The organism is Algoriphagus sp. SE2, from assembly GCF_039563885.1.
Classification (GTDB): Bacteria; Bacteroidota; Bacteroidia; order Cytophagales; family Cyclobacteriaceae; genus Algoriphagus.
Map to the genome: position 1 here is coordinate 346752 of NZ_JBCLWJ010000002.1, position 21838 is coordinate 368589.

General features: G+C 35.1%; 19 protein-coding genes. 4 read left to right on the forward strand and 15 right to left on the reverse strand.

Annotated elements, in window-relative coordinates; all coding sequences use genetic code 11:
- Positions 1-52 precede the first annotated feature (52 nt).
- A complete protein-coding gene (locus tag AAGF08_RS03560; RefSeq protein WP_343509640.1) occupies positions 53-1135 on the forward strand; it encodes an o-succinylbenzoate synthase in 1083 nt (360 codons plus the stop codon).
- On the opposite strand, the gene AAGF08_RS03565 is transcribed toward AAGF08_RS03560, so the two are convergent.
- Entirely contained in the window at positions 1132-2271 is a 1140-nt protein-coding gene (locus AAGF08_RS03565) for a lactonase family protein (RefSeq protein WP_343509641.1), read from the reverse strand. The two genes, AAGF08_RS03560 and AAGF08_RS03565, sit on opposite strands and share 4 nt — an antisense overlap.
- Before the next feature lie 170 nt (positions 2272-2441).
- Between AAGF08_RS03565 and AAGF08_RS03570 the strand changes: the two genes are divergently transcribed.
- Positions 2442-4976, forward strand: a complete 2535-nt coding sequence (locus tag AAGF08_RS03570) for a phosphoenolpyruvate carboxylase (RefSeq protein ID WP_343509642.1) — start codon at positions 2442-2444, stop codon at positions 4974-4976.
- A gap of 70 nt (positions 4977-5046) precedes the next feature.
- On the opposite strand, the gene AAGF08_RS03575 is transcribed toward AAGF08_RS03570, so the two are convergent.
- The 14 genes from AAGF08_RS03575 to AAGF08_RS03640 form a co-directional block, all read right to left on the reverse strand.
- On the reverse strand, positions 5047-5688 hold the full coding sequence (locus AAGF08_RS03575; protein WP_343509643.1) for a hypothetical protein: 642 nt from the start codon (positions 5686-5688) through the stop codon (positions 5047-5049).
- Positions 5689-5709: 21 nt separating this feature from the next.
- A complete protein-coding gene (locus AAGF08_RS03580; protein WP_343509644.1) occupies positions 5710-6252 on the reverse strand; it encodes a DUF4136 domain-containing protein in 543 nt (180 codons plus the stop codon).
- Positions 6253-6416: 164 nt separating this feature from the next.
- On the reverse strand, positions 6417-7007 hold the full coding sequence (locus tag AAGF08_RS03585) for an outer membrane beta-barrel protein (protein ID WP_343509646.1): 591 nt from the start codon (positions 7005-7007) through the stop codon (positions 6417-6419).
- Positions 7008-7010: 3 nt separating this feature from the next.
- Positions 7011-7658, reverse strand: coding sequence for a DUF4136 domain-containing protein (locus AAGF08_RS03590; protein WP_343509647.1), 648 nt, complete (start codon positions 7656-7658; stop codon positions 7011-7013).
- A gap of 12 nt (positions 7659-7670) precedes the next feature.
- Positions 7671-8147, reverse strand: a complete 477-nt coding sequence (locus AAGF08_RS03595; RefSeq protein ID WP_343509648.1) for a hypothetical protein — start codon at positions 8145-8147, stop codon at positions 7671-7673.
- 138 nt (positions 8148-8285) lie between these two features.
- On the reverse strand, positions 8286-9485 hold the full coding sequence (locus AAGF08_RS03600) for a BamA/TamA family outer membrane protein (protein WP_343509649.1): 1200 nt from the start codon (positions 9483-9485) through the stop codon (positions 8286-8288).
- Positions 9485-9805, reverse strand: coding sequence for a hypothetical protein (locus AAGF08_RS03605; RefSeq protein WP_343509650.1), 321 nt, complete (start codon positions 9803-9805; stop codon positions 9485-9487). The genes AAGF08_RS03600 and AAGF08_RS03605 overlap by 1 nt, the downstream gene beginning before the upstream one ends.
- A gap of 134 nt (positions 9806-9939) precedes the next feature.
- Positions 9940-10071, reverse strand: coding sequence for a hypothetical protein (locus AAGF08_RS03610; RefSeq protein ID WP_343509651.1), 132 nt, complete (start codon positions 10069-10071; stop codon positions 9940-9942).
- Positions 10072-10190: 119 nt separating this feature from the next.
- The gene (locus tag AAGF08_RS03615) at positions 10191-10850 is read right to left on the reverse strand and encodes an outer membrane beta-barrel protein (RefSeq protein WP_343509652.1); all 660 of its coding nucleotides are present in this window, start codon (positions 10848-10850) and stop codon (positions 10191-10193) included.
- 1563 nt (positions 10851-12413) lie between these two features.
- Positions 12414-14744 carry an OmpA family protein gene (locus AAGF08_RS03620; protein WP_343509653.1) on the reverse strand — a complete coding sequence of 777 codons (2331 nt, stop codon included), beginning with the start codon at positions 14742-14744 and terminating at the stop codon, positions 12414-12416.
- Between the two features lie 4 nt (positions 14745-14748).
- Positions 14749-15909 (reverse strand): hypothetical protein, encoded by a 1161-nt coding sequence (locus AAGF08_RS03625; protein ID WP_343509654.1) that lies wholly within the window; start codon positions 15907-15909, stop codon positions 14749-14751.
- Between the two features lie 250 nt (positions 15910-16159).
- Entirely contained in the window at positions 16160-16735 is a 576-nt protein-coding gene (locus AAGF08_RS03630) for a phosphatase PAP2 family protein (RefSeq protein ID WP_343509655.1), read from the reverse strand.
- Positions 16732-17643, reverse strand: a complete 912-nt coding sequence (gene hemF / locus AAGF08_RS03635; RefSeq protein ID WP_343509656.1) for an oxygen-dependent coproporphyrinogen oxidase — start codon at positions 17641-17643, stop codon at positions 16732-16734. Before hemF ends, AAGF08_RS03630 begins: the two co-directional genes overlap by 4 nt.
- A 12-nt stretch (positions 17644-17655) precedes the next feature.
- Complete coding sequence (locus tag AAGF08_RS03640) at positions 17656-20076, reverse strand: BamA/TamA family outer membrane protein (protein ID WP_343509657.1); 2421 nt, start codon at positions 20074-20076, stop codon at positions 17656-17658.
- Positions 20077-20095: 19 nt separating this feature from the next.
- On the opposite strand from AAGF08_RS03640, the gene AAGF08_RS03645 reads away from it, so the two are divergent.
- A complete protein-coding gene (locus AAGF08_RS03645; protein WP_343509658.1) occupies positions 20096-20845 on the forward strand; it encodes an RNA methyltransferase in 750 nt (249 codons plus the stop codon).
- Complete coding sequence (locus AAGF08_RS03650; RefSeq protein ID WP_343509660.1) at positions 20842-21828, forward strand: bile acid:sodium symporter family protein; 987 nt, start codon at positions 20842-20844, stop codon at positions 21826-21828. Before AAGF08_RS03645 ends, AAGF08_RS03650 begins: the two co-directional genes overlap by 4 nt.
- Positions 21829-21838: the final 10 nt, after the last annotated feature.

Genomic DNA, 21838 nt, shown 5'->3' on the forward strand with positions numbered 1-21838 from the left:
CCGCAAATATAGCCCTTGAAAGAAGAATTATAGATTCAAATACTCAATAACCATGTCATTAAGTAAAAAAATCCGATTTAAACACATTAAGAGAAACCTAATTTTTCGTTTTGACGCAGGTACTTCTAGAGGGGTTTTAAAAAATAAGGTAGTTTATTGGATCCAGGCATTTGAGGAAAAAAAGTCTGAAATAATAGGTTGGGGGGAGGCAGCACCGCTGGTCAAATTAAGTGTAGATGACAGATCTGATTTTGAAGATGTTCTGGAGGATTATTTCAAGAAATTGGAATCTATAAGTTGGGATATGAATGAAGAGGCTATTTTAAAACAGGTTTCTGATTTGATTCCATTTGAGCTACCAAGTATTCGCTTTGGAGTGGAAACAGCACTTTTAGATTTAAAAAATGGCGGGAAGAAAAAGATCCTCGAAAATGTTTTTTTTGATGAGAGCAAACCGATTCCTATTAATGGTCTGATATGGATGGGGGATGAGAAATTCATGAAAAGGCAAATCGATGAAAAACTAAAAGAGGGTTTTACTTGCATCAAAATGAAAATCGGAGCGATCGACTTTCAAAAAGAGTTGGAATTGCTTCAATACATCCGATCCATCTATTCTTCTGAGGAAATTACTTTAAGGGTCGATGCCAATGGGGCTTTTTCTCCGAAAGAAGCATTAGGGAAATTAGAGTTGCTTCAACAATACTCGCTCCATAGTATTGAGCAGCCGATTGCAAAAGGACAGATAGCTGAAATGAAAAGTCTATGTTCCAAGACCAATTTACCCATAGCCTTGGATGAGGAATTAATTGGAGTCTTGAAAAAGGGGGATTTGCTTGATCAAATTAGGCCCCAATTTATAATTCTAAAGCCGAGTTTGTTAGGTGGGATTAAGGAAACCCGTGAATGGATTTCAGAAGCAGTTAAAAGAGAAATTGGATGGTGGATGACTTCAGCCTTAGAAAGTAACATCGGTTTGAATGCAATTTGCCAATTGACTAGTCAATATAACCCAAAACTCCCTCAAGGTTTGGGAACAGGTAAATTATATCATAACAATCTAAACTCGCCTTTAACAGTTCTTAATGGACAAATTCAGTATGATTCTAAAGTGATTTGGGAGTATCCAGTTTAATCAAATAATTGGAAAAGATAAACAGGTTTGTTTATCTGTACTTTCCATTCAGTAAGTTTTAGTGCTCCATTTTGGCTGTTTCTTTCGAAAACCACGATGTCATTACTGGCCTGATGTGCAGCTAACAAATATTTACCGTCTCTTGTTAAATTAAAATTTCTGGGCATAATACCACCCGAACTTATGTTTTGTATTCTTTGAAAATCTCCGGAATCGGTTTTTTGAAAAACTGAGATTGTATTTGCATCACCTCTATTTGAAACATAGACATTCTTTTCGTCAGGTGAAAGTCTAACTTCTGCCGCTCCAACTGCCCCTGAAAAATCCTCATCCAATAATGAAAGTCTCTGTTTTAAAGTGAAAACATCATTTTCAAAATCGTATATTTCAAGTATCGCAGTCATTTCCTGTACAAGAAAAATAGATTTTCCATCCCCAGAAAATGTGAGATGTCTTGGTCCGTCCCCTGGCGTAAGTGGGAATTCTTCAACTAATTCTAGCGGCTCGGGATTATTGGGATTTACTCTATAATTATAGATTTTATCTGTGCCTAAATTTGCCACAAGTAACCTGTCGCCAGAAGGATTGAATACTGTACTGTGAACATGAGGGCCTTCCTGTCTGGCTGGGTTGATGCTTTTTCCTGTATGCTGAATGGTTTGCCTATGAATTAATTCTCCATTTGATTCTACTTGAAAAACACTCAAGTTTCCTCCTGAATAATTTCCAATTGCCAATAGTCTTCCATTTGGAGATAAGCCTAAATAACATGGATGATCACCATATGAAGATACTTTATCGATGAGTTCCAAGGAGTCGTTCTCAAGATTTAAATTAAAACTCAAAACATCTCCTCCACTTACTCCTGCAGATTCCTCCAAGGCATAAATATGATGGTTATCTCTGCTTGCTAAAACAAACGAAGGATTCTGAACATCTGGTGCTAAGAGTTTTATTTCAAGCAGATTTTCTTCGGGATTGAATCTTAAAAGATTTATTCCTTGATTGGAAGAGTCTGTGTATGTGCCTACGATAAATGTATAAGTTTTACTTTCTTGGCTTTTGGTCACTTCCGAAGGGTTTTTACAGGAAAATAGAATTAATAAAAAAAGGCCAATTATTGAGATTGATTTCATAGCAGAAAGATAGAAAATTATTCAATTTGATATGATTGCCTTATTTATTAAGATATTTTAAAATATCTGTAAAAAATTAAATAATTCTCCTTTTTTGTTATTGATTAGGCAAATAATTGGTTAAAACTTGGATTTTTTTTAAATTAGAATACTCATTAAACTAAGCCCTGATGCATAAAACCTATGATACCGAAGTCGCTAAGCGATTCACGATTTACAACAGTTTATTTTTAGATCTTCCGTTCGATGATATATATCGTACTGGTACTTTACTTCCAATTTTAGGGACTGCCTGCCAAAAAGGATTTCAATCTGGATTAACTCCGAAAGAAATTATCAATGGATTTTTTGAAGAAATGATGTCCGGGAATTCTAAAACGGATCAAAATAATCTTCTTTTCAAAATGATACAGTATGTTGAAAGACAAGTAGTTTTATTTGATTCGATTGAAGATGCTGCCTATGAGAAGATAAATGACCTAAGTGGAAAAGGATCAATCAAAGCTTTGATTAATAGAGCTGATAATGACCACAAGCGTGAAGCTTTAATAGAAAAGCTGAAGAATTTCTCTGTTAGATTAACATTAACTGCCCACCCAACGCAATTTTATCCAGGAAGTGTTTTGGGGATTATTACTGATTTGGAAAATGCGATCCGAAAGGATGACATAGGGCAAATAGATCAATTGCTTAAACAATTGGGTAAAACAGGATTTATCAATAGAGAAAAGCCAAGCCCTTATGAAGAGGCAGTTAGTTTAATTTGGTATCTGGAAAATGTTTTTTATCAAAGTATTTCAGATATCATCATCAGATTACTTTCTACCCTTGAAATACCACTTCATAGTTGGGAAAATTCAGGATTGTTAAAAATTGGTTTTTGGCCTGGAGGTGATAGAGATGGGAATCCATTTGTTACCCATGAAACCACCGTGAAGGTTGCCGAAAGGTTAAAGAAGTGGATACTTAGATGCTACTACCGAGATCTTAGGAGACTCAAAAGGAGATTGACTTTTAAGCACGTAGAGGATAAGGTGTTACAGATAGAACGGGCCATTTTTTCTACGTTATTTGAAGAACAATCTGTTTACATATCCAAGGAGCAATTGTTAGATGATCTTTTTGAGGTGAGAGATTCACTTATAAAATATCATAAGGGAATGTTTCTCGATTTATTGGATCAATTTATCCTGAAAGTCAAAATATTCGGATTCCATTTTGCATATATGGATGCTAGACAGGATAGTAGAAAACATGATAGTCTTTGGGAAGAGATTTTTTCTATTAAAGGAATTGAATGGGGAAAAACTGAAGATCAACAAATTGAACAGATTCTTGGCATAGAGAATTTGCCTGAATTAACAGAGATTAAGGATGATTTCCACAGGGAGATGCTTCAGACATTTGGAATCATTAGCGAAGTCCAAAATTCAAATGGAGAAGAAGCGCTTCATCGATACATTATTTCCAATTGCCAATCAAGAAAGCATTTGCTGGAAGTATTTAAGTTGGCAGAGCTTATAGTCGGAGCTGGTAAGGAAACTCTTCCTTTGGATATTGTTCCTCTTTTTGAAACAATTGATGATCTGGCTGAGGCCCCAGAAATTATGACTAGTCTCTATAATTTGCCGGAATACAAAAAGCATTTGGCTAGCAGAGGAAATAAACAAACAATAATGCTTGGCTTCTCAGATGGAACAAAAGATGGTGGATATTTACAGGCGAACTGGTCAATTCTCCGAGCGAAAGAAGAGCTTACTAGAGTTTCCAGGGAAAATAACATTGAAGTGGTCTTTTTTGATGGTAGAGGAGGGCCTCCAGCAAGAGGAGGAGGAAATATGCATAATTTTTATGCTTCTCTTGGAGAGAAAGTTGAGAATTCTGAAATACAAGTTACGATTCAAGGCCAAACAATTTCTGCTAATTATGGAAAGCAAGCCTCATGTACTTACAATTTTGAACAATTGCTGAGTGCGGGTTTAGAAAACCATTTGTATTCTGATTCTGTAAATAATCTCAATGCAGAACAGAGAAACTTAATTCAAGAATTAGCAGATAAAGCTTACGGTTCTTACAAAGATTTCAAAAGTCATCCGAAGTTTGTCCCTTATTTAGAGCATGTTACGCCATTAAAATATTTTGGAATGACAAACATTGGATCTAGACCCTTAAAGAGAGGTAAGGGAGGGGGATTGAAATTCGAAGACCTTCGAGCTATTCCTTTTGTTGGAAGTTGGGCACAGATGAAGCAAAATATCCCAGGCTTTTACGGAGTAGGGACAGCGATAGAGAAAATGGAAAAAGAGGGGAAATTGGATGATGTGAAAGAACTATATCAAAATAGCCTGTTTTTCAGAACACTTCTTGGAAACTCCATGCAGTCCTTGAACAAGTGTTTTTATTCAGCTACTTCTTATTTAAAAGAGAATAAATCGTATGGTGAGTTTTGGGAGATCATGTTTTCCGAATATAATAAGTCAATAGAAAAGCTGAAGCTGGTTTCTGATATGGACGAACTAATGGGGGATAACCAAGTCAGCAAAAGGTCAATCGCAATTCGTGAAAAAATAGTATTGCCATTAATTACTATTCAGCAATATGCGATTCAAAGTATGCTGGAGACAGGTGAAAGTTCAGAATTGCTTCAAAAACTTATATTGCGGAGCATGTTCGGAATCATTAACGCGGCAAGAAATGCAGCTTAAAACCCATGAAAGTGTTCTAAAGCAAAAAAGCTCCGAATTTCGGAGCTTTTTTATTTCTATAGATCAGAAATTATTTGCCTGAAATCAATCCATCTTTAATTAATTGGTTGACAACCAATTCAGAAAATGATCTAGAAAACGTTTCAATTGAAGACGGATTGGTAGTTTCGGATTGTGCTGACCAAACTAACTGTTCTGTATTTGCATCATAAAGATTCATTTCTAAGTAGTAATTCTTATCTGTAGCATAATACCCCGGGTCATACATGACAGGATTATAATAAGAATAATACCCATAGAATCGTCCATAGTACCCTCCATAACTCATAGGAGAATACATAGTTGTACCGGGTACATATCTAGTTTCTGATGTTTGATCCAGTAATGCAACAGTTAGAATCGCATCACTTCCACCTTCTCTTATTGCTTTTAAAGTAGCTTCCTTATTTTCTTCAGTTGCTCTAAACCCTGGAGGGATTATATCAAAACTGCTTACTGCTGTTACTTTTCTTGCTTCTAGTTGCGCATCAATATCATTTTCAAAAGTCTGCCTTGCAACTAGGTTTTCTGTAATACCAGTGACAAAAATACTTTTATAAGGTTCGGATGGAGTATTTGGACCAGTCCATGAACCTATGATTTTTGTGCTTGGAGAGCAACTGACTAGAATAGCCAAAATTAAAAAGGTGAATATTAGATTATATTTTTTCATAGTTGATGAATTGTTTTTTTGTTAATTATCTATCTCATTGAAAAGCTCAGAAACTGCAAAATCTATGGCTTCCGCTTTTTTCTCATCTTTTTTCGGAACAACGCGATTAATGGAACCTACCCACACTGCTTTGTTACTCTTACTATCTACTAAATGCATGGTAATACTTCCTTCTTTGTAGGTATTAACAGGTACTTCCTTACTTTCCCAGGTATATCGTCTTTGACCGGTATACATAAAGGGATCCGTTGCCAGACTGGTGGTTCTTGTTTGAACTTTATCCTCTACTACAAGACCAAGATTGATTTTTAGATCTGGGTTTGAAGATTTTTTTAGCCCGCGTTTTAGCATTTCATCTTCAACATCTTTAATTAATAACGAAATGGCATTTTCAAAATTCGGATTTTCTGGGTTGGTGTTTTCTACCTCAAGAAAATCAAACGTCTGATAGATGGAGAGATCAAAGTCTTTATACGCACTATCCTCTATAGTCACTAAAGAAGAACTGCAAGCTAAACTCAGAAAAAGGAGTATCAATAATGGGATAAATCTAGTAAACTTCATTCGTATTAAATTACATCAAAGTAAATTTAAATATTTAGCTGTTTAAAATTTAATAAATTTTAGACTACAAATTACTGCTTCAGGTTTTTCATGGAAATAACAAAAGCCTACTAAAACCGGTGTAATAGGGGATTTAATAGGCTTTTTAATATTTTTTGGAATGATTAATTAATAAATACTATTCCAAAACTAAAATTAAGGTTTGACTGACCAACGAGATCACTACTTTCAATACCCATTAAATATTTAGCTCCAATTCGAAATGCCATATTTGGATTTGGCTGAATCAAAGTTCCAACCTCTGGCTTGATGGCAAATTGCCAATGTGTTTTATCTGACCTAAAGATACCCATGTCAATTTTTCTCTGGCTGGCCATTGTTCCAATTCCAACTCCAGCATAAGGTCGAATCAAGCCAGTTCTCAAAGCGTAGTAATTCGCTGTTGCTAATATTGGCCAACTGTATTGATATCTATATTGTATCCCAGACAAAGACGCGGTACCTTCACTATAAACCTTTTCTCCCTCTCTTTTATAAAGAGTTGTATGTCCTGCTTCTATACCAATTGCCCAATGAGGGTCGATAAATTTCTGGTATTCGAAAATAAATCCTCTACCTGAAACCTGATCAATAAAGTCAGAAGTATTTCCTAAGGGAACTGTTACAGAATAGTTGAAAGAAAACAGAGAGTTTTGGGCATTGGCAAAGACCGAAAGCGCAAAAACAAGTATGATTGTGAATAGTATGTTTTTCATGGCTTATTTTGCTAAATAGGGTGATTGTTCGAATGCTTTATTGATACTATCATTTACTCTTTTGTTAATGCTATTTGCACTCCCTTCAAGTAACCCATTTACTACACCTGTCCAAACTACCGGGATTTTATCAGATGCGTCCTGATCAGCAGGAGAAGTCATTTGCATCATCAAAGTACCAGTTCTTACTCTGCTCACCTGAGGAGGATAATATCCGGGATAATACCATCCCCATCCTGGCCCCCATCCTGGGTAGAACCAATTCCAATACCACCAATCATAATAGAAGAAAATTTGATCGGTTTGTGAAACTGAGGGTAAAATAATCAAATCAGGATTGACACTTTGATCAACTTGGGTATAACCTAATTCATCCATATTACTTCTAATTGAACTTAGTATCGCAGCAGCATATACGGGGTCAAGGTACTCAGGCTCATCTCCTGGTTGTAGATTAAGGAATTGATCTGTTATTTTAACTACTTTATCCGGAAGGGCATAGGTGCCTTTCGAGTTAAAATCAAATCCGGCATCATAATTTGTATAGACGATATCTAATTCGTCAATATACTCAGCTCCATCTGGTTTACAAGCAAAAAAACTTGCCGCAAGCAAACCTATTACTACTAGTTGGTTAAGCTTTTTAATCATATTAATTAAGTTTTAATTTTCTCCTATAAATGGTAATTCTTGTTGCATCGCATTTCTAATGGTATTATGGATATAAGTGTCGATCTGCAAAAATTTCGCAGCATCTAAAGCTGAACTTACTTTTTTGAATTTCTTGTAATATTTAGCATGTAATTTAGAAAGATCGCTATCATTTTTAATTGTTCTTTTTGCTAAATCATCTGCTTGTTCTTCATTAAGCGTTTCAAATTTTTCCAAATACTCATTAATTATCTTAAGTCTTTCTCTCGAAATAAGTTTTCGATTTTCTTCATAGGATTGATAAACTGACCAGAAACCTGGAGCTATAGATTCTGGTAAATCCATGTAAGCTTCAACCAGCATTTTTTTATCCTTCCCAAAAGCCGATTGTATCAGTGTTATTTCATCGTCAACTGTCATCGTCTGACAAAGCACTTCTGATAATGGTAAAGTCACGAAAATAGCGATAATAAAAATCCATTTTCTCATAGTTTTAACGATTAAGTGAAATTAAAATTTCAGCTAATTTAGAAAGTCTAAAGTTATCATGGTAAAAAATAAATGTAAAATAACCATTGATTAGAGAAGAATAAATGAATGTTTACAAATATCAATACCTCCTATAAACTAGAAAGATTCATTCACATTTAAATAGAATCCTGAATTTCCTTTACTTCCAAATCCGTAATCTGCTGATATGGTAGTTCTATTTTCTTTATTGATTATTACCCGAAAACCAATGCCATAGGCAACGTTGATTTTTTCCAGAAGTTTTTCATTTGTCATTTTACTGCCAAAGGATGAAGTATTGAAAAATAAGGTACCCCCAAATGTTTCTTTGTTTTTTTGAAGAGGAAATCTGTATTCAGCTTCTGAATAAAGCATTGACTCACCTCGGAACCTACCTTGTGCATAGCCTCTTCCAGACCGACCAAACATATCATAACCTATTGAGGGTAAATTCATATAAGGAAGGTCACCTGATACTAAAAAGTTTCCAAGCCCCCATAGTGCGATCAAATGTCTTTTTCTTTTTTCACTTAGATTAAAGTAGTGTCTATAGTCAAGTAATAGAGTTGAGGAGCTCTTATCTGATCCAAGAAAACTAGGATTGACTTTATATGAAATTAAAGCAAAGTTTTTTTCATAAGGAGATACAGCCACATCTCTGTTCTCCATAACTCCATTAAATGTAATGCCGGAAAGTGTGTATTTATCTTGATCAAATCCAAATTGGGAATTGTAAAAATCATGGGAATAATTTAATTCTGATGGAGGTGTTTCTAAATCTAAAAAGTTTTCAATTTTTGAAAATACATCTAAATGATACCCAACACCAAGGTAAAATTTAGAGTCACCTATTTTTTTTAATGCAGTTTCATAAAATCGAATCCAAGAATAATCCATTTGTTGTTCACCCCATAAAACTCCAGGTTGGTTAGGGTTTTCTACTGGTTCATTGGGAGTCGAGCTACCCAAACCAAAAGTGGGTTGTGATGTAATAAAATATCTCCAATCACCTACTAAAATCCATTTGTCCTCTGAAAGAAAGACATTGGATCTAGAACTGAAAATCCATTGCTTCTTTGTTGTGTAAAGAAAATTCCCTACAATATTTGAGAGATGCGTGTTTTCAGGGTCACCCATTCTCCATGTTGCAGAAGGGGCTAACCCAAAAAGCCATCCATTCGCAGGGTTTGATCCTATCGCTGGTAAAGGAACCAGTTTAAATTCTCTTATCTGATTGGGTTTATAAAGCTTTTGTTCCTGTCCGAGTAAAACTTGTGTAAAAATCAATACCAGAAATACTGTGAGGATTTTTTTCATTAGAATGATACGTCATTTTGAAGTCTAAACCTCAATTCATCAATTTGAGGAAGTGCTTGATCTTCAAAGGTGAATTTGGTTATTTCTGTTTTAAGTATATTTAAATGGTCAACAAAAAACCAGTTAAAGGCTAAAGCTAATTCTTTTTGTTTGTTTTTTGTAATGGTCAGGTCAAGCCTTTTTTCAGCATACCTCATGGCAATTTCAAGAGGTTTTGGCCAGAAATTAAAAATCTGGTTTGGGAAATATCCGGCATTCAAATAAAATCTTCTTAAATCAGTGCTTCCACTGGCTTCGAAGTTATACACGATATTTTTCATATAGAATTCACTTCCCCAAGAAAATCCTATAAAATAAAATCGGTTTAAATATTGTATTGTTTTACTGAATATTGCCTTTCTTTTGTGCCTTCAAAGCCAGCTAGGTTTCCTCCACCTGAGTTTGAAAATCGTGTTTAAGGGCTTGTATTAGTGACTCCAGCCAAAGCAATTATTGCAGCAGGTTTATCTGAAATATTAAAATCACCTCCAGAAAACTGAACCTCCCTTCCCAATAAATTCCATTGGAACCTTGCAAAATACATCATATTGGAATCATCATTAATACGTGCCCCTCTTTCCTGTGATATTTAAGGTGAGAATAACGGAAAAGCACCGAGAAAAATTAAGATTTTCACGGTGCCGCTTGATAATTATTGAAATTAAATTATTCCGAAGCCTGAGGTAATCTAAAAACTAGGCCTCCTTCTAAACCAAATTGATAAAGACTGCTATAGCTCGAAAGACCGCCTCCTAAACCACCGGTACCAAAATATAATCCTCCTCCGATAGCCTGAGTTGCGGAGAATAAACTGGCCTGAATCCTTATGGCTATATTTTCAGAAATCCAGAAATTCGATCCTCCTCTAATGTTATAAGAAAATTTTGTTGCGGAATTGGACCTGCTATTATCAGGATTTCCAACGTTAAAAATACCTAGTCCGATTCCAATCCCAGCAAATGGTTCCACAGTCTCATTTAAGGGAAAATACCTTGTTCCATTTAACATGATCCAGTTTATCGCTAGATCAAAATCAGTGAATTTAACTCCTCCTACAATACTTTCGTCTAGGTAGGTTGTAGGAGCGTTAGTATCTTGTCGAAGGTATTGTATTTCAATTGCACCTTTATTCGGGATATGATATTCAATCCCTGCACCCCATCGTAGCCCATCTTGAATTTGACCTTCATAATAGGAGCTACTTGAATAATAAGAGTCTACTTTATCTTTAAATATATAACCCGCATAGGAATTTATCCTAAGTTCTTGAGCAAATGATACAGAACCTATTAGTATAAATAGGGTTAAAAGGAGGATGTTTTTCATTCTTCGAATTATTAATTAGCTATTTTTGATTTAATTATTTTTTTTAAAATTAAATGAATATCCTATTAATATTCCGAAATTTGAATAAAAAGCTTTCGTAATTGTTAAACCTCCTTCAAGTGATGAATTTACATTAGCTTCATTAAAGCTTTTGTCTTAGTAAAAATTATTTGTCTTACCGGAATTAAATATCAAACCAAGGGTCAGGCTACTCCTTTGTTTTTCAATAATCGTCCCAACAGAAAAATGATAAATATCACATTGGGTAATCTCGGTCACGAATTCCTTACTATTGATCAAGTCAGGGTTGAAATATGAAAAATCTGTCCTAAAACTTCCAAGAATTGATGAATTTTCCCTAATCCGTTTTTCATACCCTAATGTAAAATTTGTTACGGGTTTAATTGATGTTTCAACTCTCAAGAATTGATCCGCGGAAAGTCCAATATTTTGAACAGCTGGACGTACAAAAGTTTCTGGTTTGGCATCAATGACCTTATAGATTTTATTACCTAAAAAAATGTTACATTAAAACTTATCTGAGAGCTATTAAATCGTTTATGATAGCTACCGGATATTTCTAAAGGAGATTTGTACTTAGTTTTTAGTTTTTCTTACCTATCAGAAGCATATCCTGACAATCTTTCCTCATTTTGGTTGAATTTTAGATTGGTTACAGTGATATCTTTTGCTACTGTCCCATTTCCAAACTATGAGATGCTAGGTGTTGTTATAGTTAAACCTAAGCCAGAATTTTTGAATTGATAATTTATTCCTCCTTTTAAGGCAGTTCTTACGTTGAAGTAATCCATAAAACTATTTTGGATTCTAGTAATTGATAAGTTGTCAATGTTGGATATAGCTGTTGCATTAAATCGATAATTATATTTTACACTTCTTAGGAAATTAAATAGGGTAAAGCCTAGTCCTAGATTCTTACCTATTTTCTTTCCTAAGCATATGGCAACCATTGTATCCTGAACGTTCGTGTTGAGTCCGGATTCTGCTACCAATTCTTCCTAACCAGGACTTTCATTTTCTTCAATTAGTTCATAGTTTCCTTCTATTCTGGCGATTCCATTAAATTTGAAGCTGACAGGTGTTACCAAGCCATAACTTATATTAAAGTTCGACTTATTTTTGATTGAACCGCTAATCAAAAGGGAACTGTGTTAAATTGAATTCACTTAAAATCTGATCTTTGTCCTAATGCGTTTTCAATTATAATATTCTCTAGTCCATAGAGGTTTGCGTTGATTGAAATTGAAGAAGTGTCCAAGTAAGCTAAGTTCCCAGGGTTATAGTATACTCCAGCGTTGTTTAAAGTGTCAGTTAATACTGCTCCTCACAATAAGACAGCTCTGGTTCCGAATTGATGATTCCAGTGGTGTGTATCCTGTCCAAATATTTGAATTATATATATATCTAGTATAAAAAAATAAACAAGAATAGAAATCGAAGATTTCCCTGAAATCTAGAATTGGAAAATACTTTTAATCTCATGTTCTCCTCTTTAATCTAATTAAAAAGGAGAAGCTATTATGAACTTCTCCTTTTTAGAAATTAATATAATACTCTGATTTCTACCCGTCTATCATTTACTACTGAACCTTTAGTATTCCCTCGGATAATCATTCCTCCAACATTTTCTTCAATCCTACCAGGGTCTATTTTATAGTCCTCTCTTAGTATCCGTGCAACTTCATCTACCCGTTTTTCTGAAATTTGAAGGTTATATGACACTGAACCTGTATTATCGGCATATCCAATAAGCTCCACCATTACATCAGGATTTTGTTTTAAATAATCTACTATTGGGGAGAGCTTTGCTAGTTCCTCATCACTTAAAGTGGTTTTATTGATTTCAAAATAAACTTCAATTTTACTTTGATGTAATAACTGTGGAACATTTTTTTCAATTTCAACGGTATCTATTTGTCTTGGGACATTCCTTAAGCTATCGATTAGCATGGAATCCAAAGCAATTCTTGCGAGAAGCATAGAATCATATGCGGCTTGTTCTCGGGCCTCTTTCTTTTCACCGCTATTAGCTATAGCAGCTGTAGTTGCTGCTGTACCACCCACCAAAAGAGCATCTCTTAATAGTTTGTTATTTTTCTCATCTAACTTCTCCTGTTTCTTTCTGTTTCTTTCCAGTTTTTTAGCTGTTTTATCATCAATTGATTCTGTATTTATCAATACTTCCTGTGGATCTGCTGCAGCGGTTTGTTGGGGTTCATTATTTTCTTCAACAACAGGGATTTTAGAAGCAAAAGCCATCATCATAGCTGAATCTCTTGTTGCTTGAGATTTCAGCATTTCTGAACGGAAGTTTTCCATTTCTCCCTCAAATTGTTCTCGAGTCATCATATCTCCTGTTTGAGATCTTTGAACTGCAGCACTTTGTTGAGCAGAGTCTAGTTGAAGTACTGTAGGAGTTCCAGCTGAATATAAAATCCGACTGACTTGACCTGGGTAAATAATCAACTCTCTCATCATAGCAGCAGAATCCAAAGCGAGTTGTTCTGGGGCACTACTATTTTGAATAGCTATTAAAGAATCTAGTTTGAACTGATTTAGACCCGCTCGTTCATTGATACTGTTCAAATCCACAAGAACATCAGCTTTTTCATTTTCAAAATTGCTTATTCTTACATCCCTAATGGAAGAAGAAACTGTACTATCTCTTTCAGCTAGACCAATTGCCTGATCTAGTCCGGCAACTTCGAACTGAATGGAATCTCTTTCTTCGATCAACTGATCTTGAATCAATTGGAGAGAATCGATCTCATTTCCTATTTCTACTAATTGAGTAGAATCTGCTACATAGCCAATTGTTTTTTCCTGAGAATTGGAAGGAAGTTGAATTACTGTAAAGTAATTGTTAGTGGTTCCTACTGCCTTATTTTCTTCCAATTCCCTTTCTTCTTCTTCGGCAAGCTGTTTTTGTGAGAGTTCTGTAGGGACATAGGTATACCTTTGGGTAATCACTGGAGGTTTAAATGCTTCCTTATTTGCACCAAAGCTGAATTTAATCCCAACACCATGATAGATATACCAATCATTTCGCCCATTTGGAAATCCCCTGTAAGGATTTTCGACTGTAACTAGATTGGTTCCCGGTTTTGCGGCATAAGCTTGAAAATCATTATCATAATTTGACCTGTAAACACCGGATATATCATCTAAGTAATCTGTTGCAGCTAATTTGAAATCGGACTGAGCAAATAATTCGATAGATTTAGTAATTCTAAACCGAAAGCCCAAGCCCAAATTTGCATAAGCTGTAGCATTTCTATAACCAGTAGGGATTTCAGTATTTAGATCTGAAAGATTTGTCTCAAATGTTCCGTCTGGTATGGTGTTGATATTCCTATAGTCATATCTATTTCCATTGGCATCTAAAAGGTCTCCGTGTACTTTAAATGTTTGAACACCTATTCCAATTGTGAAATAAGGAGCAAAAAAAGATTTACCAGAAAGCAACCAGTTGTTATCAGGTTTTACAACAAAAGATAAACCTGCATCATATAAGTCCGTTTGGAAATTTAAAGCACGATCAAAAGTTGGGCTCTCTGTGAAAAGTGTACCGTCATTTTTAACAAATCGATCTCCTGCTCCAAATTGATAACTTCCCGCAGATAACATCAATCCAATTGAATTTCCTAAGGCATATTCCAAAGAAATCTGATAAGACAATTGTTCAGAATAAGTTTCATATCGTTTGTAAAGCCTCGTGAAATTCTGAAAGTTGTTCACTTTAAGTGGTCTAATATCACCCAGATAGTTAGTTGGTCCAGCGCTAAACCCTAATCTCCATTTATTGCCATAAAGCTGAGAATGGGCACTTGATATTACGAAAAGTGAAAATATAATAGTGAATAGCTTCTTCATATCCTTACTTCTTGTTTCCGAAACCTAACCACAATTTAAACTCTGCACTCAATCCTATAAAAGGTTGGAAGCTATTTACTTTATTTCCTGAAAGCTTTTCTGTGGTAATAAAGGTACCACCGGCATTTAGCCTGATTACTCTAAAAAAGTTATAACCCAAACCTATATATACCGGTCTTAAAATTGGACCTGAAATTCTTTCATTTAAGCTATTTTCCATTTTCCCTGAAATAAAAGCTCCGGTGGAAATTGAAAGATTATTCATGAATTTCGTAAATGTTCTGTTTCCTAGTGGAAAAGAAAAACCTACATATGGGCTATGAACAAATTCCTGATCGGGAAGACCATTACTTAATGAGATACCCCCATATCCTAAATTAACAGGTAGGGAATTCGAAGTTTTTTCGGTAGGATAACTGTCGAAAACTATTTCATCCACCCTCACCAACATATTTGAACTTAAATACTGGCTTATTTCTGAGGAGATTATTGCGTTAAGTTCTTCTAAATACTGAGCGGCATAAACTGCTCTTGCATTGTCATTCTCGCCTACACCCGTAGCATTGAATTTTGCTTTTCCCATTTTAAGCTTTTCTCTTTGGGCTAATTTAGATCGGGTGAGGTCACTAAATCCGGGAAAAGCTTCTCCATTCGGTAACTCAAAATAATAAATCCCTCGATTTACTATTTGTTCTATATTATTTAAAATTACCACGTCCGATTCCGAAAACTTAATTCCACCTTTTTTGATCGTGGTGATATTACTCAGGTAGGTTTTTATATTTTGGCTTATCAAAGCTCTAACTTCTTCGATCTGTTCAGCCCCTGCCTTTTGATAAAAGCCAAATTCCAAATAATAATCGGTATTAGATCTTAGAGGATCAGCTACCAAAACGCGATATGACACATCCTTATATCCAAAAGGGGATTTCCATAAATAAGAATAACCAGCCTTTTCAGATTTTTTGGAAGGATAAATGGTGAGTTTTACCATTTCAATTTTTTCGGGAATTCCACCCTGGATATAGAATTTTTCTTCTGCGGGAAGTGGCATCCCACCAGCAATTTTATTTTGAATTAAGTCAAGTCCAATGGTTGTTACTTGACTATAAATCGGCTGCGAAAGAAGAAGTATACTACCAATTAATAGATAAATTTTTTTCATTTAGCTTAATTAATAAGTGGAAACTTAAAGTAAAATAGAACTTTTTCCGAGGTAAAAACAATACCTATTAGGCTTAATATTATCCGCTATAAAACCTCATTAATATAAATAATTATGAGAATGATATAAATAATCAAGAGAATTTTTATTATTCGTAATTTGCTTATTTCTGGTTAAAAATTAGTTTAATCTATTTTGATCGATTTGACTATAATAAGTATTTTTTTTTCTTAAAAACTAGACATGAAGCTTATTTAAGTAAGGTTTTCAAAATTTCCCTTTTAATAAATACGATTAGAAACCAGCTAAATAAACCAGCTAAAAAACCAATAAATGCACCAAGTAAAATATCAAATGGGTAGTGTACACCAAGGTAGACTCTTGTATAGGATATAATTGTAGCCCAAAGAAACAACCATCTTAAGTGTTTGATTTTGGAGCCCAATTTTAAATTTAAAAATGTAGCAACTGCAAATGTATTTGCTGCGTGGGAAGAAGCAAGTCCAAAAAGGCCTCCACATCTTCCATAATTATGGACAATACCTTCCCAGCGTTCATCATGACAAGGTCTTAACCGTTCGAAAAACGGCTTCATTAATCCTGATGTTGTTTGATCAGAAATAAGAATAGAAAGTGCAACACCCCCAAAAACCCACCAGCTCATCTTTGGATCAGACTTGTAAATGAAATAAACAAGAACTGCATAAAATGGTATCCAAGTTATCGTTTGAGACATTTGAAACATCACTGGATCTAACCAGTCCCAATGAAAAGAATTTAAAAAAATGAATAAATCCTCATCCCATTTTTTAATTACTTCTGTCATTTTGTGAAATTAAGCCAGTCAATTCCTTTTTTTAGATAATCTAATGTAAAGCTTTCTCTTCCTCCAATCTCAGGTTTATACATATATTCCCAGCTTGCCTCAGGAGGCATGCTCATTAATATACTCTCAGTCCTGCCATTCGTGTCAAGACCAAATTTTGTTCCGGCATCCCAAACTAGATTAAACTCTACATAGCGTCCTCTTCTTAGGTTTTGCCAGGCTTTTTCTTGGGTTCCAAACTCTACTTGACTGTTTTTTGCCATAAAGTAATTATAGACTTTCGGAAATAATCGGCCAATACTTAAACTGAAGTTTAGAATTTCATCGAAGTGATCATCAGATTTAGCTTTTAAATGATCATAGAATATCCCACCGATTCCTCTTGTTTCATTTCTATGTTTAATAAAAAAGTAATCATCGGCCCATTTTTTGAATTTTTCATAGGCATCTGCTTCGAAATCATCACATACTTTTTTCACTTCAGAATGAAAGTATTTTGCATCAGAAATATCAATATAATGTGGCGTTAAATCAATGCCTCCACCAAACCAGTGAACACCATTATCCATTTCAAAATACCGGATATTCATATGTATAATCGGTACCATCGGGCTTTTGGGATGTAGAACTATAGATACTCCTGTCGCATAGAAGTCTGCCTTTTCAAGATTTAGCTTCTGTAAAATTTTCGATGGGGTAGGACCGTGTACAGCAGAAAATGCTACTCCTCCTTTTTCTATTATTTTTCCATTCTTGAATATTCTGGTTCTACCTCCACCACCGCCTTCCCGCTGCCATTTATCTTCAATAAATTTACCTTCGCCATCTCCAAGCTCAAGTTCTGAACAAATATGATCTTGAATTTCTTGATAGATCTTTGAAATCTCTTCTTTACTTTTTCTAGGCATTTTTTGATTGTATCAAAATGGGTAACCAATCCCAAAGTTAAACACTGTTTGACCTTTTTCACCTAAAGGCCTTTTAAAACTCAATTTATTAAGAATCCATCTTTCTCCCTCGGGTCTGGCGGGATCTATTGCTTTGGTAGCCATATCTAACCGAATGATTAGAAAATCAAAATCCATTCGCAAGCCTATCCCTGTACCCACAGCAATTTCTTTATAAAATCGGTCGAAACGAAAATCAGAGCTAGGTCTTGAAGGTTCTACACCTATATTCCATGAATTTCCGGCATCAATAAAGAGGGCCATGTCAAAATAGCCTACTAGGTTTCTTCTGTATTCAAGCATGGTTTCCAAAAGCATTTCAGCCGGCTGCTCAAATCGATAATCAAAGTAACCTTGTTCATTTACCTGTGGGGTGAAACTACCAGGTCCGAGTCTCCTTGCCTGCCAAGCACGAATACTTGTGCCTCCTCCAGCAAAAAAATATTTTTCGTAAGGTAAAATCCCACTACTCAAACCATAAGGTTGCGCTATACCAAAATTAAGGCGATAGGCAATAGTTTGTTTTTTATCTATGGGTAAGTAGCGCCTGAAATCTGCCTGAAATTTCAGCCATTGGAATCTGGCAAAATCTGTTGTTTCATCGATCGATGGTGTATTGAAAAAATTAAAAGTAGTCCCTCCACTTTCAATAAATAATTTTAATAAAGAAGATCGGTTTGTTTCAAAGTTTCCATATTTATTAAAATTGATGATGGTTTGTCCTGATATACTACTTACAATGGACGGCAAGAATGACCAGATTAAGTTATTCCCTTGCTCAGCCAAATCCGTCAATACCTCCAGAAATTCCGGAGTCATTTTTGGTGTTCGGATATAATTAATATCCGCAAGGTTTAAGGTGAATTGCTGTCGATTATTCCTCGTGGCCCAACTGTATGACAATAATCCGTTTAAACCAGATCTTGTGTACTCTGGTCTATTGGTATAGTTGAACCCGATCGAAGTTCTTGTGTTCGGATTGTATCGTCCAAATTTCTCCAAACTTCTCGGGAAAAAAGGAATTAGAAACCTAGGAAAGATTACCGAAGCCGAAGTACCTAGCTCTTTACTTTGATAAACACCTTGGTCTGTGGCAGAGGCAACACCTTCTAAACCTACGCGAAAATTAAATTCCAAAATTTCACCAGCCCTAAAGAAATTTCTGTTTCTCAATGAAGCAGAGAAAAATGGACCAGGAAGCTGCTCAGTTACGCTTAAGCCCAATTGATTAGTCAATTGGTATTTTTGATTGGGTTGCGTAATAACCTTTGCTGTAAGGGATGTTCCTAACGTATCAAAAGAAATGTTTACAAACCTAAACAAGTCTAGGTTGTTTAACTGTTTTTGAGATTCCAATACATCAGACCTGTTGTATTTATTTCCTGTGTTGAAGAAAATCCTGGATGCAAAAATCTTTTCTGAGTATCGATCCTTATAAAATGAAAAATCAATATCTCTGAATTCTCTTGTTATTTTTTGATCGATAAAATCATTGGTTGGGGGATTAACCCTAAAATAAATGGAATCGATGGAGTAGATTTCATGCTTTTCCGTGAATGTCGGTTTCCGTATCAACTCTTCAATTACAACAGTTTTTTTGCTAGTATCCTGAAAAACGTTGTATTCAATAAATGACTTAGAAAACATGAAAAAACCATTGTTTTTCAAAAGCTCTTCCACTCGGTTTCTCTCTGCTACGATTTTATCCTGATCGTAATTCTGATTTACCTTTATTTCGCTTTCTGCTTTGGTCCGCTTTAAAAGACTCAGGATTTCAGCATTATCTGATCTTACTGAGATGGAATCAATGATATAGGGCTTTCTTTCATTAATTTGGTAGGTAACAAAGGCTTTGTTTTTCTTGGTTTCTACCTGAAAATCCACCTCCGCATCCATAAAACCTTTGTTATAGAGATAACTGTTGATCTCTGAAACGGATATTTTTGTTTCAGCACTATCCAAAACTGTGGCTGGATTTCCAGTTCTCATGACCAAATTGCCAAACTCCTCTTTTTTTTCAAGACTTTTAACCTTGCTTTCCAGTTTATCCTGTCTCTTGATTAATTTTCTATTGTCGGGGTTCTCACCTCTTAATGTTCCTATGGAGTCCAGTTCTTGTCTTTTGAGAGCAAGTTTTTCGGAAACCGCAGCACTATCATAAAATTGTTTTCCAAATCTATAGATGTTGACTCCAAGGGAATAATTCAGAAGTGGAATTCTGGTATTTGGTTCTTGTAGAATTAATGGGTCAATATCCTCTTTGCTTACTTTTTCTAATCCTTCAAGTTCATTTTCAAAAAGTACATATTTCCCTTCGGGTATATTTTTAGTCACAGAACAGCCAAGCAGGCCACCAAGGACACCGATAAAAAGTATATATTTGATGAATTTCAAAATGGGAGAATAAATCGTAATGCTTAGCAAAAATACAGTTAAGTTTATAAAAACCTTACATCAAAAGAAATACCGAAATCTGGAGCAAAAATTCTTTGTAGAAGGAGGAAAGTCTGTCTTAGAGTTGTTAAACTCTGATTTTGAGGTAGAGTTACTTTTGGTGACCGAAAGATTTTTTAAGCAGCACCAGAAACAAATAAACCAACTTCCGAAAGATTTAATAATTGTAACACAAAAGCAACTAGAAAGTGTAGGGCAATTTCAAAGCAACGATAGTGCCTTGGCAGTGGTGAAGATGAAGAGAAATCAATATTTTGATAGGCCCAAAGAGGATTTGGTTATTGCTTTGGATGATGTTCGTGATCCTGGGAATTTGGGGACAATCATAAGGATTGCTGATTGGTATGGAATTAAGCATTTGCTATTTTCTTCTCAAACAGCAGAATTTTATAATCCTAAAGTGATTCAGGCTAGTATGGGGTCTTTTACACGGGTCAAATTTTATTATGGAGATTTGAATGAGATTTTTAAGAAATGGGATTGTCCTATTTATGGTGCATATCTCGGAGGATCAAATATTCATCGACTTGAAAAGCCAAAATCAGGAATTCTACTGATGGGAAATGAGTCAAATGGCATTTCTGAGGAATTAGCTGCTTTAGTAACAGATAGAATAACAATTCCGGGTTACGGACATGCAGAGTCTTTGAATGTAGCAATTGCAACTGCCATTCTTTGTGATAATTTCAAGAGGTTAGCAGATGTATGATCAGTAAACTACTCAAGACGCTCAATAAAGTAGGAATCAATGGGTTTTTATTGGGGATTTTCGCTGCCGTATTTTTAGGATTTCTGTTTCCTGAGTTCGGTTCATCAAAATCAACCGTTCCTTGGAAGCCCATTATTAATATCGGCATTGGGTTGATTTTCTTTTTCTATGGGGTAAAATTGAATCCTAAGCAATTAAAAGCTGGGCTTAAAAACTGGAAACTCCATGTTCTTATTCAATCTGCAACTTTCTTGATTTTTCCCATTTTGGTTCAATTGATTCTTTATATTATTCCTACGCTTAATGAGGATTTTAACTTGGGTATTACCTATTTATCGGTTCTGCCTTCTACCGTAAGTGCCTCTATTGTGATGGTTTCTTTGGCAAATGGTAATATTCCTGGTGCAATTTTCAATGCAAGTATTTCCAGTCTCCTTGGGGTAGTAATTACTCCCGCATGGATGGGAATACTCGGAGATTCATCAGAATTTGAAATTGAATTTTTGCCAACTTTAGGAGAACTATCGATCAAAGTATTATTACCAGTTTTTCTTGGCGTTTTACTTCATCAATGGATTTTTCCTAAAATCTCAAAGTATATCAATAAATTGAAATACCTAGATCAGACTGTGATCATGATTATTGTTTTCACCTCCTTTGCTCAGTCTTTTTCTCAACAGGTTTTCGCTCCTTATAAGCTTTCAACTTTAGTACAGGTAAGCATGACAATGTTGGTGATTTTCTTTTTAGTATGGGGAATAATCGAGGTGTTATGCAGAATGATTCATTTTTCCAGAGAAGATAAAATCACAGCTCTTTTTTGTGGTTCAAAAAAATCGCTGGTACAAGGAGTAGTTATTGGTAAAGTGATTTTTCCTGATCCGGCTATATTAGGTCTAATTCTTCTTCCTGTTATGTTATATCACATTCAACAGTTGATAGCAGGCAGTATTTTGGCAACATGGCTAGGAAAGAAAAACTAGATTGAAATGT

Bases quoted from the DNA above. Each gene is read 5' to 3' on its own strand.
- AAGF08_RS03595 (WP_343509648.1), bottom strand. From the start codon at position 8,147: ATGAGAAAATGGATTTTTATTATCGCTATTTTCGTGACTTTACCATTA.
- AAGF08_RS03570 (WP_343509642.1), top strand. From the start codon at position 2,442: ATGCATAAAACCTATGATACCGAAGTCGCTAAGCGATTCACGATTTAC.
- AAGF08_RS03605 (WP_343509650.1), bottom strand. From the start codon at position 9,805: ATGAAAAATATCGTGTATAACTTCGAAGCCAGTGGAAGCACTGATTTA.
- AAGF08_RS03650 (WP_343509660.1), top strand. From the start codon at position 20,842: ATGATCAGTAAACTACTCAAGACGCTCAATAAAGTAGGAATCAATGGG.
- hemF (WP_343509656.1), bottom strand. From the start codon at position 17,643: ATGCCTAGAAAAAGTAAAGAAGAGATTTCAAAGATCTATCAAGAAATT.
- AAGF08_RS03560 (WP_343509640.1), top strand. From the start codon at position 53: ATGTCATTAAGTAAAAAAATCCGATTTAAACACATTAAGAGAAACCTA.
- AAGF08_RS03630 (WP_343509655.1), bottom strand. From the start codon at position 16,735: ATGACAGAAGTAATTAAAAAATGGGATGAGGATTTATTCATTTTTTTA.
- AAGF08_RS03645 (WP_343509658.1), top strand. From the start codon at position 20,096: ATGCTTAGCAAAAATACAGTTAAGTTTATAAAAACCTTACATCAAAAG.
- AAGF08_RS03615 (WP_343509652.1), bottom strand. From the start codon at position 10,850: ATGAAAAACATCCTCCTTTTAACCCTATTTATACTAATAGGTTCTGTA.
- AAGF08_RS03575 (WP_343509643.1), bottom strand. From the start codon at position 5,688: ATGAAAAAATATAATCTAATATTCACCTTTTTAATTTTGGCTATTCTA.
- AAGF08_RS03585 (WP_343509646.1), bottom strand. From the start codon at position 7,007: ATGAAAAACATACTATTCACAATCATACTTGTTTTTGCGCTTTCGGTC.
- AAGF08_RS03580 (WP_343509644.1), bottom strand. From the start codon at position 6,252: ATGAAGTTTACTAGATTTATCCCATTATTGATACTCCTTTTTCTGAGT.
- AAGF08_RS03625 (WP_343509654.1), bottom strand. From the start codon at position 15,909: ATGAAAAAAATTTATCTATTAATTGGTAGTATACTTCTTCTTTCGCAG.
- AAGF08_RS03610 (WP_343509651.1), bottom strand. From the start codon at position 10,071: ATGATGTATTTTGCAAGGTTCCAATGGAATTTATTGGGAAGGGAGGTT.
- AAGF08_RS03600 (WP_343509649.1), bottom strand. From the start codon at position 9,485: ATGAAAAAAATCCTCACAGTATTTCTGGTATTGATTTTTACACAAGTT.
- AAGF08_RS03565 (WP_343509641.1), bottom strand. From the start codon at position 2,271: ATGAAATCAATCTCAATAATTGGCCTTTTTTTATTAATTCTATTTTCC.
- AAGF08_RS03590 (WP_343509647.1), bottom strand. From the start codon at position 7,658: ATGATTAAAAAGCTTAACCAACTAGTAGTAATAGGTTTGCTTGCGGCA.
- AAGF08_RS03620 (WP_343509653.1), bottom strand. From the start codon at position 14,744: ATGAAGAAGCTATTCACTATTATATTTTCACTTTTCGTAATATCAAGT.